The following is a 16,432-nucleotide window of genomic DNA, read 5'->3' on the forward strand; positions in this document are numbered from 1 at the left end:
CCGCATCAGCTCGAACAAACACCTCTGACCTGCGACGGCGCTCCGATTATTGCCCTATGGCAAGGTTTCAGGCGGTGCGGGCGACGGACTCGGAGGGGCCCTCGCGCCCGGCGGCTGCCTGGAAGGCCGTCAGCCCGGTCATCAGCGCGGCGCGGTGGGCGGGGGACATCGTGGCGAGGACGGCCGCCAGCTCCCGTTCGCGCTGCTCGCGCTGCCTCTCGAGGAAGACCCTGCCGTGCTCGGTGAGGTGGAGCTCCACCTCGCGGCGGCGTTCGGGATTGACCCTGCGCTGCAGGAAGCCGACGGCCTGCAGCCGGTCGCACAGGCGGCTCACCGAGGGAGGTGAGGAGTCGAGCACCTCGGCCAGTGAGCGCTGGTTGATGCCCTGGGTGCCCTCGACGGCGAGCAGGACCCGCAGCTGGGAGGGCGAGATCGGGCCGGTCGACAGGTCGCGGCCGAAGCCCCACAGCACCTCGAGCAGCTCGACGATCCCGGAGGCGCGCAGGGCGGCCTCGGGCGGCGAGGGCGAGGCGGGGCGGAGGTCCACGCCTCCACTGTGCCATCTCGGCGGAGCTGTTGTCAGCTCGGGATCGTTCCGACGCCAGGTGTCCGTATCCTCTTGTCGGGAACGCGCAGCGGTGCGTCCTCGCAGATGAAGGACGTGACCAGGTGTCAGAAGGACTGTTGGCGGTGGAGCGCTCTCTGAGGGAGGCGGCTCCGCACGCCGTGGTCGAGGCGGCACGGGCCTCGCTCATGGAGCACTACGCGGCGGCTTCGGTGGAGCTGCTCATGGCCGACTACGGCCTCAGCGTGCTGCAACCGGTTCTCGCCGTGCCGTACACCGCGGTGTCCGTCGGGGTGCACACAGGGACGGCGGGGCGGGCCTTCGGCTCGCAGGAGACGGTCTCCGAATCCGTCGGCGGCGGGCTGACGTGCGTGTACCTGCCCGTGAGCGTGCGCGGCGACCGGCTCGGCGTGCTCACCGTGACCTTCCCCGACGAGCGCTGCACGCCTCAGGTCGTGGAGGAGCTGGCCGAGGTCGCCACCGTGCTGGGCCGCGAGCTGGTGGTCGCCGAGCGCGACACCGACGTCTACCTTCAGGCGCGCCGTACCGAGCGGCTCACCCTCGCCGCCGAGATGCAGTGGCAGCTGCTGCCCGGGCGCTCCTGCAGCCGTCCCGAATTCGACCTGGGCGCTCAGCTGGAGCCCGCCTACGCGATCTACGGTGACAACTTCGACTGGTGCACCGACGCGAGATCGCTGACGCTGGCCCTGACCAACGGCATGGGCGAAGGCATCGACGCCGCGCTGCTCACCAACCTGACGGTCAACGCGCTGCGCAACGCCCGCAGGGCGGGGATCTCGCTGCCCAACCAGGCCGCTCTCGCCGACCAGGCGATCTACTCCCAGCACAAGGGACGGCTCCACGTCGAGACGGTGCTGCTGAACGTCGACCTCGACACCGGCCGCGGCCAGGTCATCGACGCGGGCTCGCCTCGGCTGCTGCGGGTGCGCGACAAGCACATCGAGAGCATCGACTTCGTACAGCAGCTCCCGCTGGGCATGTTCGACCAGACCGAGTACTTCACCGAGGAGATCACACTCCTGCCGGGCGATCGCCTGATCTTCGTCAGCGACGGCGTGCACGCCGTGCTCGCTCCGGACGGCGAGCTCTACGGCCGGCAGGCCCTCCACAGGGCGATCAGCGCCACCCGGATGCTTCCCGCGGCGGAGGTGCCGCCCGCGATCCTGCGGGAGATCTCCGAATGGGGCCGCACCACCATCGCGGACGACGCGCTGGTCATGTGCCTCGACTGGCGGGGCCGCTGATCGCGGGCGGCTGTCCGCTCTGACCCGCGCGTGTCGTCTGGGGTGCTCGGGGTAGGGCAGGCGCCGTGGGCGATGTGGTGCATGAGACGGACAAGGCCGACGACGGCGGGCTGTTTGCCGCCGGTCGGTTGGGCAAGGCGGTGGTGGCCTCGAGCGAGCTGCTCAAGGATCTTTCGCAGCTGCGGGTGATCGACGACGACGATGACGACCCCGTCCTGGTCGATCGGGTCGGCAACGCCGTCGACACCTGGCGAGAGCACTACCCCTACGACAGCCGCATGGACCGCGACGAGTACGCGCGGATCAAGCGGCAGCTGCAGATCGAGCTGGTGAAGCTGCAGTACTGGATCAAGGACAACGGCGTCAGGCTGGTGATCCTGTTCGAGGGTCGCGACGCCGCGGGCAAGGGCGGCACGATCAAGCGCTTCCAGGAGCATCTCAACCCGCGCGGCGCCTCGGTGGTCGCGCTGGACAAGCCGGGCTCGCGCGAGAGCGCCCAGTGGTACTTCCAGCGCTACGTCGCCCACCTGCCCGCGCAGGGAGAGATGGTCTTCTTCGACCGCTCCTGGTACAACCGCGCGGGCGTCGAGAGGGTGATGGGGTTCTGCACCGCAGCCCAGTATCTGCAGTTCCTGCGGCAGGCGCCGATGCTGGAGCAGATGCTCGTCGAGGACGGCATCCACCTGATCAAGTTCTGGTTCTCCGTCTCCCGCGGCGAACAGCTGACCCGCTTCATCATCCGCGGCATCGACCCGGTCAGGCGCTGGAAGCTGTCCCCCATGGACCTGGCCTCCCGCCAGAAGTGGGACGAGTACACCGAGGCCAAGGAGGACATGTTCCTCCACACCGACACCGACCACGCCCCGTGGGTGGTCATCAAGAGCAACGACAAGAAGCGTGCGCGTATCGAAGCGATCCGCCACGTTCTGAGCCGCTTCGACTACGAGGGCAAGAACCACGAGGTGGTCGGCGTGCCGGACCCGCTCATCATCCGCACGGCCGCCGACGTCCTGGAGGAGGACCGGAGCCCGGACTCCCGTGGTGAAGAAAATCTATAGTGGCTGAAGTAGACATTGGCTCGTCGTCGCGATAGTGTTTTTGCATCGCAAGGAACGGTTCCACGAGGGCAGGCACGACACAGCAGGACGACGACGCCTGCCCGGACGAGCGTGGACATGCCGCGCCGGACGTGCAAGGGGCAAGGCAGTGGTAAGGGCCCCTGACGCGTGGACGCGGGCCGTCGTACGGATCGAAGAGAAGAACAGAAGGGAGAGTTGAACGCCATCGGGATCGCCCGTCGCAGGCGAAGTAAGGCCGCACGGGTACCGGAGTTCCACAGTAAGGACGGTGGTCTACGGTCACACATTCGCGATCCCCGCATCACGCCCGCGCTCCGCGCGGTTGATGCGGAAGAAGAAAACTCGGCCAACCGGCCGACAGATGGTGTTGAACCTCAATCGGGCCCCGGCGCATGGCGCCGGGGCCCCCGTCGGCGTGTGGGAAGGTTTTATGGATCAAGCGGTCATGGCATCGGGCGCCAGGCCCGACGACAGGTTCGATGACGAGGACTACCCCGCCTACAGCATGGGCACGGCCGCCGAGATGGTGGGTGTCACCCCTGCTTTCCTGCGTGCGCTTGGCGCCGCCAAACTGATCGAGCCGCGACGTTCCGAAGGCGGCCATCGTCGCTACTCGCGCTACCAGCTGCGCCTGGCGGCCAGGGCGCGCGAGCTGGTCGACCAGGGCACGGGCCTGGAGGCCGCGTGCCGCATCATCATTCTTGAGGACCAGCTGGCCGAGGCGTTGCGCATCAACGCCGAACTCCGCCGGTCCAGAGCGCTTCACGGCGACCGGCAGGGTCGCTGAACAGCTCACCCACGTCGACCAGGCTGACGATCTCGGCCGGCCGCGGGATCGTCGCGGGTCACGACGTGCGCGGCCCCGGCAGGGGCGGGGCGACAGGGGCCATGGGATATCGGTTTGCGGCGCCGGGGCCGAAGTGGTGGAATGCGGCGCTGTGACCGCGCTGAGCAACCTCGTCCGTCCCGACGTCTACCCCCGCTCCTCCCTGTACGACCCCGCGTGGCTGGTGGGCCTGGACATGGGCCCGAACCCGCTGTGGCTGCTGGAGGACCTGTCAGCAGACCTCGAACTGAAGCCGGGCATGCGGGTGCTCGACCTCGGCTCGGGCATGGGGGCGACCTCGGTGTTCCTGGCCCGTGAGTTCGGCGTGGAGGTCGTGGCGGCCGACCTGTGGATCGCGGCCGACACCGCCGCGGCCGTCTTCGCCGAGGCGGGGGTCGCCGATCGCGTTCAGGCGGTCAACGCCGAGGCCCACGCGCTGCCCTTCGAGCCTGAGTCCTTCGACGCGATCATCAGCATCGACTCCTACGAGTACTTCGGCACCGCCGACGGCTACCTCGCCTACATCACGCGCTTCCTGAAGCCGGGCGGCCAGCTGGGGATCGCCACTCCCGGTATGACCCGCGAGATCCGCGATCTCGGCGCCATCCCGCCGCACATCAGGGCGCTCGTGGGCTGGGAGGCGATCGCCTGGCACACCGCGCAGTGGTGGCGCTTCCAGTGGGAGATCACCGAGCTGGTCACCGTGACGTCGGCGCGTCTGCAGCGCGACGGCTGGAACGACTGGCTGCTGTGGGCCCGCGCCTGCCTGGAGCACCGCCCCGACGGCAGGGAGGCCGCCGAGCAGACCATCGCCATGCTCGAGGCCGACCAGGGCGAGTTCCTCTCCTTCGCCCTGGTGACCGCCAGAAAGTAGCCGGGGGCCGCCCGAGAGCAGCCGGGGGGCGGCGCGGAAGTAGCCGAAGCACCGCCAAAGTAGCCGGGGCCGCCCGGAAGTAGCCGGGGGACCGCTCGCACGCAGGGGAACCGTCAGGCGAGGAACCGTCCCGCGATGATGGTCCAGTTGTCGTCGGAGCGATCGCTCCTCTGCGCGGTGACCTGGTCCGCGGCCGCGGTGAAGGCCCGCAGACCGCGCAGCAGGGCCTTGCGGGCCTCGGGCGGCATCTCGTCCACGACGCGGGCGAGGTCGTCGCGGCGCCGGGCGCGCAACTCCTCCAGGAGGGCCTTCCCCGACGGGGTGAGGCCGATGGTCAGCTCGCGCCGGTCGTCGGGGGAGACCGAGCGGCGCACCCATCCGGTGGCCTCCAGCCGGTCGCACAGGCGGCTGGTGGAGGAGGGCAGCGCGCCCAGAGCCTCGCCGAGCCTGGCGAGGTTGACCTCCCGGTGGCGTTCGATGGTCAGGAGCGCCTGCATCTGGATGGAGGAGACCTTGGTGGCCGCGGTCTGCCGGGAGGAGGCCCAGACAGCGACCAGAGCGGCGGCGGCGTTCTCGACGGCGGCGCCGGTCGCGGGATCGAGGTGACCGAGCTCACGGTGGTCGTTCATACGGCGATTCCAGTTCGGGCAGGGTGCGGGGGCACCTCAGACAGCATCTCCCCTCGCGGGGGGAAGGGCTTCGACGGTCTGGTCGGCGGTCCAGTCGAGGCACACCACGACGGCGTCGTCGAAGACGTCGACGCCTTCCCTGAACGTCAGCATGCCACGAATCATTGTCCTGACGGCCTCGTCGGCGGGTTGCAGCCGGGTGGATCTGACGACGGACTCGAGGAGTGACTCGCCGAACTGCTCCTCGGCCGAGGAGCGCGCCCCGTAGACCCCGTCGCTGATGACGACCACCCTGTCGCCGGGCTGGAGCGACACGGACTGCTCGACGTAGGTGGTGTTGCCGAACATGCCGAGGGGCAGTTGCTGGTCGAGCTTGATGGTCTCGACGTCGAGCCCGCGCAGGCGGATCAGCCTGGGCGATCCCGCGTCGACGGCGAACAACTGGCCGGTGGCGGCCTCGAAGCGCAGCAGGAGGGTCGAGACGTACTCGCGCCCGCCGTACTGCGCGTAGATGGCCTCGTCGGCGAGGCCGGCCTGCTCTTCCAGGCCCGCCCCCGACCTGCGGGCGTTGCGCAGGGCGGTGACGGCGAGCGTGGTCAGCAGCGCCGCCCGCATGCCCTCGCCCATGCCGTTGGTGATCGAGAGCCCGAGCGAGTCGGGGTCGCAGCTCCAGTCGAAGTTGTCGCCGTAGACGGCGTAGGCCGGTTCGAGCTGGCCGGCGAGGCGGTAGCCCTCGCCGGTGTGGCCGTAGCCGGGCAGCAGCCCCCACTGCATCTCGGCGGCCAGCGTCATCCTGGCCATGCGGCGGGCCCGCTGGTAGCGGTCGGTGAGACGGTCCGCGCCGCGCAGGCCGTGGCCGAGGGCCTCGGCCACCTCCAGGAACTCGCCGACATCGCCGAGCTCGGGCGCGAGGGGCAGGCGGACGCTGAGCACGCCGAAACGCTCGCCGCACGCCGTGACCGGCAGGTGGAGCGTGCTGTGAGATTCCTCCCACTGCGCCTGCTGGGAGGCGAAGGCGCGGCCCGCGTCGCTGGAGTCGATACGGATCTCGTCGTCGCCGAGGACGGGAGTGTCGAGCACGGGCCTCAGCGCGACCAGCGCGTAGTCGGCCAGCAGCAGCTCCGCGCTCTGCGCGGACGTATGAGCGACGAGCGCGTCGCGGACCACCTCCGCCAGCGCGTACGGCGCGGCCGAGTGGAGAGCCTCATAGACGGCGCTCAGGCCATTGCGGATAGCCACGTTCTTCCTCGTCACATGGGAGGTTGTTGCCTCTAGCAAATACCGTCGCGGGAGCGAATTGTCCAATAGGGATCACCTGGGCTAATCTCCTGGCCGTATATTTGCCCTATGGCAAGGATAGCGAGGGGATGGGCGACAGGGTGAGTGGAAGCCGGTCGGGAACTCGGCAGGTCGGCGACGCCGGAGAGCTCGAACTCCGACAGTTGCTTGCAGGACTGACCGCGGTCAGGGACGGCGACTTCGGCACGCGCCTGCCCGGCGACGCCGATGGACTGCTCGGCGAGATCGCGCAGGTCTTCAACGGCATGGTCGACCAGCTGTCGCTGTTCACCTCCGAGGTGACCCGCGTGGCCCGCGAGGTCGGCACCGAGGGAAGGCTCGGCGGCCAGGCCGACGTGCCAGGCGTGTCGGGGACGTGGAAGGACCTCACCGAGTCCGTCAACGCCATGGCGGGCAACCTCACCGACCAGGTGCGCAGCATCGCCGAGGTCACCACGGCGGTGGCCAAGGGCGACCTGTCGCAGAAGATCACGGTCGACGCGCGCGGCGAGATCCTCGAGCTGAAGAACACCGTCAACACGATGGTCGACCAGCTGTCCTCCTTCGCCGACGAGGTCACCAGGGTCGCCCGCGAGGTGGGCACCGAGGGTCAGCTCGGCGGCCAGGCCGACGTCAAGGGCGTGGCAGGCACCTGGCGCGACCTCACCGACTCCGTCAACTACATGGCGGGCAACCTCACCGCCCAGGTCCGCAACATCTCGCAGGTGGCCACCGCGGTGGCGCGGGGCGACCTGTCGCAGAAGATCACCGTCTCGGCCCGCGGCGAGATCCTCGAGCTGAAGAACACCCTGAACACGATGGTTGACCAGCTGTCGTCGTTCGCCGACGAGGTCACCAGGGTCGCCCGCGAGGTGGGCACCGAGGGAAGGCTGGGGGGCCAGGCCGACGTCAAGGGCGTCTCCGGCACCTGGAAGGCGCTGACCGAATCGGTCAACGTCATGGCCGACAACCTCACCGCCCAGGTGCGCAGCATCGCCGAGGTCACCACCGCCGTCGCCAAGGGCGACCTGTCGCAGAAGATCAGGGTCGACGCCCGCGGCGAGATCCTCGAGCTGAAGGAGACCATCAACACGATGGTCGACCAGCTCTCGGCCTTCGCCGACGAGGTGACCCGCGTGGCCCGCGAGGTCGGCACCGAGGGCCAGCTCGGCGGCCAGGCCACCGTGCGCGGCGTCTCCGGCACCTGGAAGGACCTCACCGACAACGTCAACTTCATGGCCTCCAACCTGACCAACCAGGTGCGCAGCATCGCCCAGGTGGCGACCGCGGTGGCCAAGGGCGACCTGTCGCAGAAGATCATCGTCGAGGCCAAGGGTGAGGTGGCGGCCCTCGCACAGACCATCAACACGATGGTCGACACCCTCAGCGCCTTCGCCGACGAGGTGACCCGCGTGGCCCGCGAGGTCGGCACCGAGGGACAGCTCGGCGGCCAGGCCCGCGTGCCCAACGTCGCGGGGACCTGGAAGGACCTCACCGACAACGTCAACTCCATGGCCGACAACCTGACCAACCAGGTGCGCAGCATCGCCCAGGTCACGACCGCCGTGGCCAGGGGCGACCTCACCAGGAAGATCGACGTGGACGCCCGCGGCGAGATCCTGGAGCTCAAGACCACCATCAACACCATGGTCGACCAGCTGTCGTCCTTCGCCGCGGAGGTCACCAGGGTGGCCCGCGAGGTCGGCAGCGAGGGAAGGCTGGGCGGCCAGGCCGAGGTCGAGGGCGTGTCCGGCACCTGGAAGCGGCTGACGGAGAACGTCAACGAGCTCGCGGGCAACCTCACCCGCCAGGTGCGCGCCATCGCCGAGGTGACCAGCGCCGTCACCTCGGGAGACCTGACCCGCTCCATCACCGTCGACGCCTCGGGCGAGGTGGCCGAGCTCAAGGACAACATCAACTCGATGGTGAAGTCGCTGCGCGACACCACCAAGGCCAACGAGGACCAGGACTGGCTCAAGTCCAACCTGGCCCGCATGTCGGGGCTCATGCAGGGCCACCGCGACCTGGCCACGGTGGCGGAGCTGGTGATGAACGAGCTGGCGCCGCTCGTGTCGGCCCAGTTCGGCGCCTTCTTCCTGGCGGAGGAGACGACCGCGGGCACCGAGCTGCAGCTCATCAGCGCCTACGGCTTCCCCGCGGGCGAGAGCGCCACCAGGTTCAGGATGGGCGAGTCGCTGGTCGGCCAGGCCGCCCGCACCCGCCGTACGATCACCATGGACCAGATCCCGCGCGACTACGTCACGGTCTCCTCCGGCCTCGGCGAGACGGTGCCCACCTCGCTGATCCTGCTGCCGATCGTGGTGGAGGAGCAGGTGCTCGGCGTCATCGAGCTGGCCTCGCTCTACTCCTTCACGCCCGTGCACCGCGCCTTCCTCGACCAGCTGATGGAGACGATCGGTGTCAACGTCAACACCATCGTCGCCAACGCCCGCACCGACGAGTTGCTGGTGGAGTCGCAGCGGCTGACGGCGGAGCTGCAGACCCGCTCCGAGGAACTGCAGAACCAGCAGGAGGAGCTGCGGCGCTCCAACGCCGAGCTCGAGGAGAAGGCGGCGCTGCTCGCCTCGCAGAACCAGGACATCGAGACCAAGAACCTGGAGATCGAACAGGCCAGGCAGGAGCTCGAGGACCGCGCGCAGCAGCTGTCGCTCGCCTCGAAGTACAAGAGCGAGTTCCTGGCCAACATGAGCCACGAGCTGCGCACGCCGCTCAACTCGCTGCTCATCCTCGCCCAGCTGCTGGCTCAGAACCCCACGCGCAACCTGACCGCCAAGCAGGTCGAGTACGCCAGCGTCATCCACTCGGCGGGCGCGGACCTGCTCCAGCTGATCAACGACATCCTCGACCTGTCGAAGGTCGAGGCGGGCAAGATGGACATCAGCCCCGAGCGGGTCTCGCTGCGCCAGCTGCACGACTACGTCGAGGCCACCTTCAGGCCGATGACGACGGACAAGAGCCTCGAGTTCCGCATCACGACGGCGCCAGGCGTGCCCGACAGCCTGATCACCGACGACTCCAGGCTCCGCCAGGTGCTGCGCAACCTGCTGTCCAACGCGGTGAAGTTCACTGAGACGGGCAGCGTAGAACTGCGCATCGAACCCGCGCCGAAGTCGCAACTGCCCTCCAGCGTCAGGCCGCACGGCCCCGCGATCGCCTTCAGGGTCATCGACACCGGCATCGGCATCGGCGAGCAGCAGCTGGAGGTGATCTTCGGCGCCTTCCAGCAGGCCGACGGCACCACCAGCCGCAAGTACGGCGGCACGGGCCTCGGCCTGTCCATCAGCCGCGAGATCGCCTACCTGCTCGGCGGCGCGATCACCGCGCAGAGCGCGCCGGGCCAGGGCAGCACCTTCACGCTGTTCCTGCCGGTCGCCAGGCCCGACTTCACCGAGCAGCCCGCCGACCCGGCGCCGTTCATGGCGCACAGCGAGGCCGAGGAGCGCGCCGGGCAGGAGTGGCCCGCCGTCGTCCAGCCGCCCTCGCAGCAGCGCAGGCTGCTCGTGGTCGAGGGACGGCCGCGCGGCCTGCTGTCGCTGGTGGCGGAGAGCGTCCTGACGGACCTGGCCAACCGCGACGTCGGCAACTCCCACGGACCCGTGGAGATCGTGAGCGCGGCGGGCGCGCAGGAGGCGGCCGCCACGCTGGCCGCCGACCCCTGCCACTGCATCGTCCTCGACCTCGACATGCCGGACAGGGCGGCCTTCGGCCTGCTCGAGGCCATCGACGGCGACGCTGCCCTGCAGGGCGTGCCGGTCCTGGCCTACAACAACTGGCGGATGGATCCCGCGCAGGAGCAGTCGCTGCAGTCGCGCGCCGACTCCCAGCCGCTGGAGTTGCTGTCCAGCCTGGACGAACTGCGCGAGCGCATCGCCCTGCATCTGACGGCGGAGCAGCCGGGTGACGTGCTGCCGCTGGTGCGCTCGGAGAAGGAGGGCGGCGAGCCCGCCGGCCGCGAGGAGGACGGCACGCTGGCCGGCCGTACCGTGCTGGTCGTCGACGACGACACCCGCAACCTGTTCGCGCTGACCAGCATCCTGGAGATCCACGGCATGCGGGTGCTGCACGCCGAGGACGGCCGCAAGGGCATCGACACGCTGGTCGCCCATCCTGAGATCGACATCGTGCTGATGGATGTGATGATGCCGGAGATGGACGGCTACGCCGCGACCTCGGCGATCAGGGCGATGCCGCAGTACAAGGATCTGCCGATCATCGCCGTGACCGCCAAGGCCATGCCTGGCGACCAGGAGAAGAGCCTGGCCTCGGGGTCGAGTGACTACGTCACCAAGCCCGTCGAGACCGACCATCTCCTGCGCCTCATCCGGCGATGGATCAGCGCCTGAGCCGCCCCGACCACCACAGGAGTCAGAGATTGCAGCCCTCGTCCATGCCGGAAGGCGAGCATGCCGGAATCGGCAGGCTCGCGGCCACGATCGAGCGCCTGCGCCGTGAGGTGCAGGAGGCCCAGCAGGCCGCGGACGGTCGCGCGCTGATCGAGCTCGCCAGGGGCATCCTGATCGAACGGCTGCAGTGCGGCCCGACGCAGGCGGCCCAGCAACTCGCCACGCTGGCGGAGGAGGCCGGCGTCTCGCCCCTCGAACTGGCCGCCGACCTCATCAACCAGGCCGCACGCGACCGGCTGGCCGCTGTGGCGAGCGAGTTCCTGGTCGAGGCCCCGCCGGGGGAGACCCGCAGCTCCGCGGTACGGCTGCGCGCCGCCGAGACCGGGATCGTGCACGCGCCCGACACCCAGGCGGTGGCCGTCTCGCTCCTCGAGCACGCGCTGGGACCGCTCGGCGCCACGGCCGTCGCCGTGTGGGCCGCCGGGCCTGACGCCTCACTCAGCCTGGCCGGCTACGCGGGCTTCAGTAGCGAGGAGGCCAGGCGGTGGCACTACGTGCCGCCGGGCGTCACCACGGCGGCGCGCAAGGCGCTGACCGATCGCAGCACGGTCTGGTTCGACTCGCTGAGGCATGCGGGGCTGCCCACGATCGGGCACCGGCACCTGTCGGGAGGGCGCGTCACCGTGCCCGCGGGCACGGGGGGCCGGCTGCTGGGCGTGCTCGAGATCGCCTGGCCGCATGACCTCGAACCGCCGTCGCCGCAGATCCGCAAGCAGGTGGAGGCGCTGGCCGAGCTGGTCGCCCACACCCTCGAAGCGCCATCCGGCGAGCTGCCCGTCCCCGCCGGCGACGCCTACTCCGAGCTGGTGGACCTGGCCGACGGCCTGCACGATCCCGCCCTGGTGCTGACACCCCACCTCGACGGCCAGGGTCACCTGGTCGACTTCCACATCAGCCACGCCAACGGCCCCTTCCTCGACCCTGCGGGCCGCCCGAGGGGCGAGGTCGTCGGCACGATGCTGCTGGAGACCTATCCGCTGCTGGCGGGCGACGGCGGCATCTACGAGAAGGTCCAGCACGTCTACGCCACGGGCGAGCCGTTCCGCGCCGACCGGATGGCGCTCACCACGCTCGTCGACCAGGTGCCGCTGAGCGTCGTCATGCGCCTGAGCCTCAGCCGCCAGGGCGGCGGCGTGCTGGTGGTCTGGGCGATACTCGACGAGACGACCCGGCTGGCCAGGCTGCTCCAGCACGCCCAGCGCCTCGGCCGCATCGGCGGCTTCGAGGAGGACGCCGTCCTCGGTGAGATCACCTGGAACGAGCAGCTGTTCGAGCTCTACGGCCTCGAGCGGTCGGCCGCGCCCATCCCGATCGACAGGCTGGCCGAGCACGCCCACCCCGACGACGTCCCCGAGGTCGGGCGCTTCCTGCGCGCGCTGCTGCACCACCGGCGCCCCGCCTCGCTCACCTTCAGGCTCCAGCGGGCCGACGGCATCAGCCGTCACATCCGCGTCATCGCCGAGCCGGTCTTCGACGACCGTGCCACGCTCCTGGCCATCCGAGGCGCCTTCCAGGACATCTCCGCACAGCACTGGACCGAGGTGGCGCTGGCCGCCACGCAGGACCAGCTCGTCCAGACCGAGCAGCAGGCCGCCGAGCAGAACCGCCTGGCGCTCCAGCTGCAGCAGGCGATCATGCCGCCCACCCGAGGGCCCATGGACGCCTTCGACCTGCAGATCGCCGTCCGCTACCGCCCCGCGGAGAAGGAGCACCTGGTCGGCGGCGACTGGTACGACGCCATCGTCCTGCCGTCCAAGCAGATCCTGCTGTCGGTGGGCGACGTGGCCGGGCACGGCATCGAGGCGGCCACCGGCATGGTCATCCTGCGCAACGCCCTGCGGGGGCTGGCCGTCACCGGAGCGGGGCCGGCCCAGCTGATGTCCTGGCTGAACCTCGTCACGCACCAGATGATCGACAACATCACGGCTACCGCGGTCTGCGCGCTCTACAACCCCGAGACCAGGGTGCTGCGCTGGGCCAGAGCCGGACATCTGCCGCCCATCCTGATCCGCGAGGACAGGGCCGCCGAACTGCCCATGATCGGCGGGATCCTGCTGGGCGCGGTGAGCGAGGCCGACTTCGAGGAGGGCCGCATCGAGCTGCAGCGCGAAGACACGCTGCTGATGTACACCGACGGCCTGATCGAGCGGACGGACACGACGCTGGAGGACGCCCAGCGCCATCTCCTCGTCTCGGCCAGCCGGCGCGCCCCCAGCCTGGAGGAGCGGCTGGACCACCTGCTCGCGAACAACCGCTCCGACACCGACGACGACACCTGCCTCATCGGCGTCGGCCTGCGCTGACCCTCCGCCGACCACGGGCGGCCGTTCCCGTGGGATGACGTCGTCGGCGGGCGGCGGAAGACGATTCGCTCGTTCGGCGAAGTGTGGGTGACAGTCGATCCTTCACCCGGAGGCACCCGCACATGACCGAGACAGCGACGTGACCGCCGACGTGGGCGAACAGGTGACGGACGCCGAGCTCGCGGCCGGGTTCGCGCGCGACCCCGAGCTGTTCACCGTCGTGCACGACAGGCACTTTCGCGACATCTATCTCTACGTGGCCGGACGGCTGGACGCGCAGGCGGCCGAGGACATCGCCGCCGAGACGTTCCTGACCGCCTTCAGCAGGCGCGGTAGTTTCGATCCAGGACGCGGCAGCCTGCGGCCCTGGCTGTTCGGCATCGCCACCAACCTGGTGGCGCGCCACCAGCGCAAGGAGGCCCGCCACTACCGGGCGCTGTCCCGTCTGGGCCCCGAACCGGCGGCCGAGGGGCACGAGAACCGGGTCGTCACCTCGGTGGCCGCCCAGCGCATGCAGCCGCAGCTGGCCAAGGCGCTCGCCGCGCTGCCCAGGGGCGAGCGCGATGTCGTGCTGCTGGTCGCCCTTGGCCAGCTCAGCTACGACGAGGTGGCCGAGGCGCTCGGCATCTCTTCAGGCACCGTGGGCTCCAGGCTCAGCCGCGCCCGCGCGAAGCTCCACGACGTCATCGACCAGGAGGCAGTCCATGGATGACCTGCAGACACTCGCCACCGTGCTGGCCAGGCCCGAGCCGTCCGCCGAGGTGGTCGAGCGCAGCAGGCGGCGGCTCCAGCGCAGGATCCGAGGACCGGTCCGCGCGTACAGGCGGCCGAGCCTGCTGATCAGCGGCCTCGGGCTGACGGCCGCGGCGGCCGCGGCGGCGGTGGTGATCGTCTCGGGGACGACGGCGCCCACGGCCACCCCGAACAGCCCGCCCGCCGCCGCCCAGCTGTCCGCCCGCGACGTCCTGCTCGCGGCCGCCGCCACGGCGGAGCGGGTCCCCGAGGGCACGGGCGCCTACTGGCACGTCAGGACGGACACGAGAGAGGGCTCCCCCTTCGAGAGCTGGACCAGCCGCGACGGCAGGGCCTGGTTCAGGGGGGCGAAGACGGAGGGCAAGGTGGTCGAGATCCACCGGCCCGTCCCGTTCAGGCTGGGCGGGCCCGAGGTGACCTTCGAGCAGCTCGAGGGGCTGCCGACCGAGCCCGACGCGCTGAAGGCGTGGATCGCCGGCAACCTGGAGCGCAGTGACGTCGTGACCAGCGCGGGCCGGCCGGACGCCGCCATGCGGGAGCAGTTCGTCTTCGACGGGCTGATCTCCCTGGTGTGCCAGCTGCCCGCCCCGCCGGAGGTGCGCGCCGCCGCCTTCCGCGCGATCGCCTCCTACCCGAACGTCGAGAGCCTCGGCGCGGTCGAGGGCGGGCAGGGCCTGCTCATCTCCTTGCCGGAAGGGAGCCAGGTGAGGCAGGCGCGGCTGGTCGTCGATCCCGAGAGCTCGCAGGTCCGCGACGCCAACTTCTTCGTCACCACGGACGGCGGGGTGGCCTGGGTGCCGGACGGCAGCGCGAAGCTCCTCGCCGGGTGGACGGACGAGCTGCCCGAGTAGGCCGTTCGGCGGACGGCAGGGCGACGAGGGCGGTGGCCCCGTCGCCCTGGCGAACGCGGATCACCGCCCCTGGTGATACCTGAACAGCGTGGGGCCCTCGGCGAAGTACACGTCTCCTGACCCGTGCACCGCGAGCTGGTGCACGGGTCCCTCCTTCAGGACGGCGTGCCGCCCGGTCAACGGGTCGAGGGAGAAGACCGAGCGTCCCGCGTGCGCGCCGTACAGCCGGCGATCACGGGGGTTGAACGCGAGCTGCCCGCTGGAGCTCTTGCTGTCGGACAGCGTGATCCGCTTGACCACCTTGCGCAGGTGGGTGTTGACGGCGAAGACCTCGCCGCCCGCGATGCCCCACAGCCTGCCCAGGGAGTCGAAGGCCAGAGCCGGGACGGCGGGCTTGCCAGGAGCGGGGGTGATCTCCCACAGCATCCTGTTCTCCGCCACCGACCAGGCGAAGAGCCTGGCCTCCTTCTGGGTGGGCGGGGTGGCCGACTGGCCGCTGTAGATGGAGGTGCCGCCGTAGACGACGCCGTCGCGGTAGGCGAGCGAGACGATCGACTGGTCGGTGACCACGTTGCGCTGGGAGTGCCTGAGCCTGCCCTCGACCGGGTCCCAGATGGCCAGCACGCCGCCGAGGTGGCCGAGGTCCGGCATGGTGCCGACGGCCAGATACCGTCCCGCGGACACCATGGCCCTCGGCCTGATCTGCTTGTCGGCCGCGAGGTCGAACAGTCTGGCCGGGTTGGGCGCGGGGCCAGGCTCGGGGCTCGGGGAGTACTCGGTGCTGTTCCACGGCAGCTTCGGGTCGTAGGAGTAGACCCTGGCCTCGGGGTAGGCGCCGACGTAGAGCCTGCCGTCGTGGCTGACCATGTCCTCGCTCTGCGAGAAGGTGTGGAACTCCTCGGCCTTGCCCGTCTCGGCGTTCATCGCGGCGAAGCCGCCGTTGAGGAAGCCTCCCGCGTACATGCGCCCGTCGGGGCCCTGTGACAGCGCCGTCACGTCGATCGGCTCGCCCCTGATGCCGGACTGGACGAACGACTTGGCGCCGGTCTGCGGGTTGTAGCGGAACATCATGCCCCGCCACAGCAGGCCCACGAGGCTCCTGCCGGGGTAGTCGGGCAGGCCGAGCTCGGCCCAGCCGATGCCCCGGGTGTTGGCGACCCTGCCGGTGACCGGCACGCCCGTCGGTGTGGTGGCCTTGGTCGCGGGGTCGTAGCGGACCAGCTCGCCCGCCTTGACGAAATAGACGCGCCCCTGCTCGTCGGGGGGGCGACACGTCCAGGCCGTGCGCGGGGTCCACCTTGTCGATCCACGTGCCGGAGGCGAGGTCCCACACGTGCAGCGGGCCGGGGAAGGCGCCGCCGAACCGCACGTAGAGATGGCCCGCCGCCACGTTCACGTCGTAGGCCCACTTGCCCGCGGGGTCGAGGCCGGGAGGCAGGGGCAGCTGCCTGACGGCGCCGCCGGCCGCGTCGATCTCGAAGAGCGCGGCGGGGGCCTCCGTGCCCGCGTAGATCTTGCCGTCGGCGTAGGAGACGCTGCGGACGTAGGCGTGCGAGGGGGAGAGTCTGCCGTAGTCGCGCACGCC

Annotated in this window: 12 protein-coding genes; 8 read left to right on the forward strand and 4 right to left on the reverse strand. The window is 70.3% G+C overall.

What is annotated here, in order from left to right:
• Nucleotides 1-67 precede the first annotated feature (67 nt).
• The gene (locus ABFX55_RS48755) at nt 68-547 is read right to left on the reverse strand and encodes a MarR family winged helix-turn-helix transcriptional regulator (RefSeq protein ID WP_346130975.1); all 480 of its coding nucleotides are present in this window, start codon (nt 545-547) and stop codon (nt 68-70) included.
• Nucleotides 548-690: 143 nt separating this feature from the next.
• Between ABFX55_RS48755 and ABFX55_RS48760 the strand changes: the two genes are divergently transcribed.
• The 4 genes from ABFX55_RS48760 (at nt 691) to ABFX55_RS48775 (ending at nt 4,609) form a co-directional block, all read left to right on the forward strand.
• Nucleotides 691-1,830: a PP2C family protein-serine/threonine phosphatase gene (locus ABFX55_RS48760; protein WP_346130976.1), complete on the forward strand. Its 1,140-nt coding sequence runs from the start codon at nt 691-693 to the stop codon at nt 1,828-1,830.
• Between the two features lie 65 nt (nt 1,831-1,895).
• Nucleotides 1,896-2,888, forward strand: a complete 993-nt coding sequence (gene ppk2 / locus ABFX55_RS48765) for a polyphosphate kinase 2 (protein WP_346130978.1) — start codon at nt 1,896-1,898, stop codon at nt 2,886-2,888.
• 466 nt (nt 2,889-3,354) lie between these two features.
• Nucleotides 3,355-3,696: a MerR family transcriptional regulator gene (locus ABFX55_RS48770; RefSeq protein ID WP_346130980.1), complete on the forward strand. Its 342-nt coding sequence runs from the start codon at nt 3,355-3,357 to the stop codon at nt 3,694-3,696.
• Between the two features lie 151 nt (nt 3,697-3,847).
• Nucleotides 3,848-4,609, forward strand: coding sequence for an SAM-dependent methyltransferase (locus tag ABFX55_RS48775; RefSeq protein WP_346130982.1), 762 nt, complete (start codon nt 3,848-3,850; stop codon nt 4,607-4,609).
• 113 nt (nt 4,610-4,722) lie between these two features.
• On the opposite strand, the gene ABFX55_RS48780 is transcribed toward ABFX55_RS48775, so the two are convergent.
• Together ABFX55_RS48780 and ABFX55_RS48785 are read right to left on the reverse strand one after the other, a co-directional pair.
• Nucleotides 4,723-5,238, reverse strand: coding sequence for a MarR family winged helix-turn-helix transcriptional regulator (locus ABFX55_RS48780; protein ID WP_346130983.1), 516 nt, complete (start codon nt 5,236-5,238; stop codon nt 4,723-4,725).
• Between the two features lie 36 nt (nt 5,239-5,274).
• On the reverse strand, nt 5,275-6,477 hold the full coding sequence (locus ABFX55_RS48785; protein WP_346130985.1) for a PP2C family protein-serine/threonine phosphatase: 1,203 nt from the start codon (nt 6,475-6,477) through the stop codon (nt 5,275-5,277).
• 128 nt (nt 6,478-6,605) lie between these two features.
• Between ABFX55_RS48785 and ABFX55_RS48790 the strand changes: the two genes are divergently transcribed.
• From ABFX55_RS48790 to ABFX55_RS48805, 4 genes are all read left to right on the forward strand, one after another.
• On the forward strand, nt 6,606-10,880 hold the full coding sequence (locus tag ABFX55_RS48790) for a HAMP domain-containing protein (RefSeq protein WP_346130987.1): 4,275 nt from the start codon (nt 6,606-6,608) through the stop codon (nt 10,878-10,880).
• Nucleotides 10,881-10,924: 44 nt separating this feature from the next.
• Nucleotides 10,925-13,243, forward strand: coding sequence for a SpoIIE family protein phosphatase (locus ABFX55_RS48795; RefSeq protein ID WP_346130989.1), 2,319 nt, complete (start codon nt 10,925-10,927; stop codon nt 13,241-13,243).
• A gap of 139 nt (nt 13,244-13,382) precedes the next feature.
• Nucleotides 13,383-13,955: an RNA polymerase sigma factor gene (locus ABFX55_RS48800; RefSeq protein WP_346130991.1), complete on the forward strand. Its 573-nt coding sequence runs from the start codon at nt 13,383-13,385 to the stop codon at nt 13,953-13,955.
• The gene (locus tag ABFX55_RS48805; protein ID WP_346130992.1) at nt 13,948-14,847 is read left to right on the forward strand and encodes a CU044_5270 family protein; all 900 of its coding nucleotides are present in this window, start codon (nt 13,948-13,950) and stop codon (nt 14,845-14,847) included. Before ABFX55_RS48800 ends, ABFX55_RS48805 begins: the two co-directional genes overlap by 8 nt.
• A 60-nt stretch (nt 14,848-14,907) precedes the next feature.
• Here the strand turns inward: ABFX55_RS48805 and ABFX55_RS48810 are convergent, their stop codons facing one another.
• Entirely contained in the window at nt 14,908-16,023 is a 1,116-nt protein-coding gene (locus ABFX55_RS48810; RefSeq protein WP_346130993.1) for a ligand-binding sensor domain-containing protein, read from the reverse strand.
• Between the last annotated feature and the right edge of the window lie 409 nt (nt 16,024-16,432).

The organism is Nonomuraea roseola, from assembly GCF_039535395.1.
GTDB lineage: Bacteria > Actinomycetota > Actinomycetes > Streptosporangiales > Streptosporangiaceae > Nonomuraea > Nonomuraea roseola.

Bases quoted from the DNA above. Each gene is read 5' to 3' on its own strand.
- ABFX55_RS48790 (WP_346130987.1), top strand. From the start codon at position 6,606: ATGGGCGACAGGGTGAGTGGAAGCCGGTCGGGAACTCGGCAGGTCGGC.
- ABFX55_RS48770 (WP_346130980.1), top strand. From the start codon at position 3,355: ATGGCATCGGGCGCCAGGCCCGACGACAGGTTCGATGACGAGGACTAC.
- ABFX55_RS48795 (WP_346130989.1), top strand. From the start codon at position 10,925: ATGCCGGAAGGCGAGCATGCCGGAATCGGCAGGCTCGCGGCCACGATC.
- ABFX55_RS48780 (WP_346130983.1), bottom strand. From the start codon at position 5,238: ATGAACGACCACCGTGAGCTCGGTCACCTCGATCCCGCGACCGGCGCC.
- ABFX55_RS48805 (WP_346130992.1), top strand. From the start codon at position 13,948: ATGGATGACCTGCAGACACTCGCCACCGTGCTGGCCAGGCCCGAGCCG.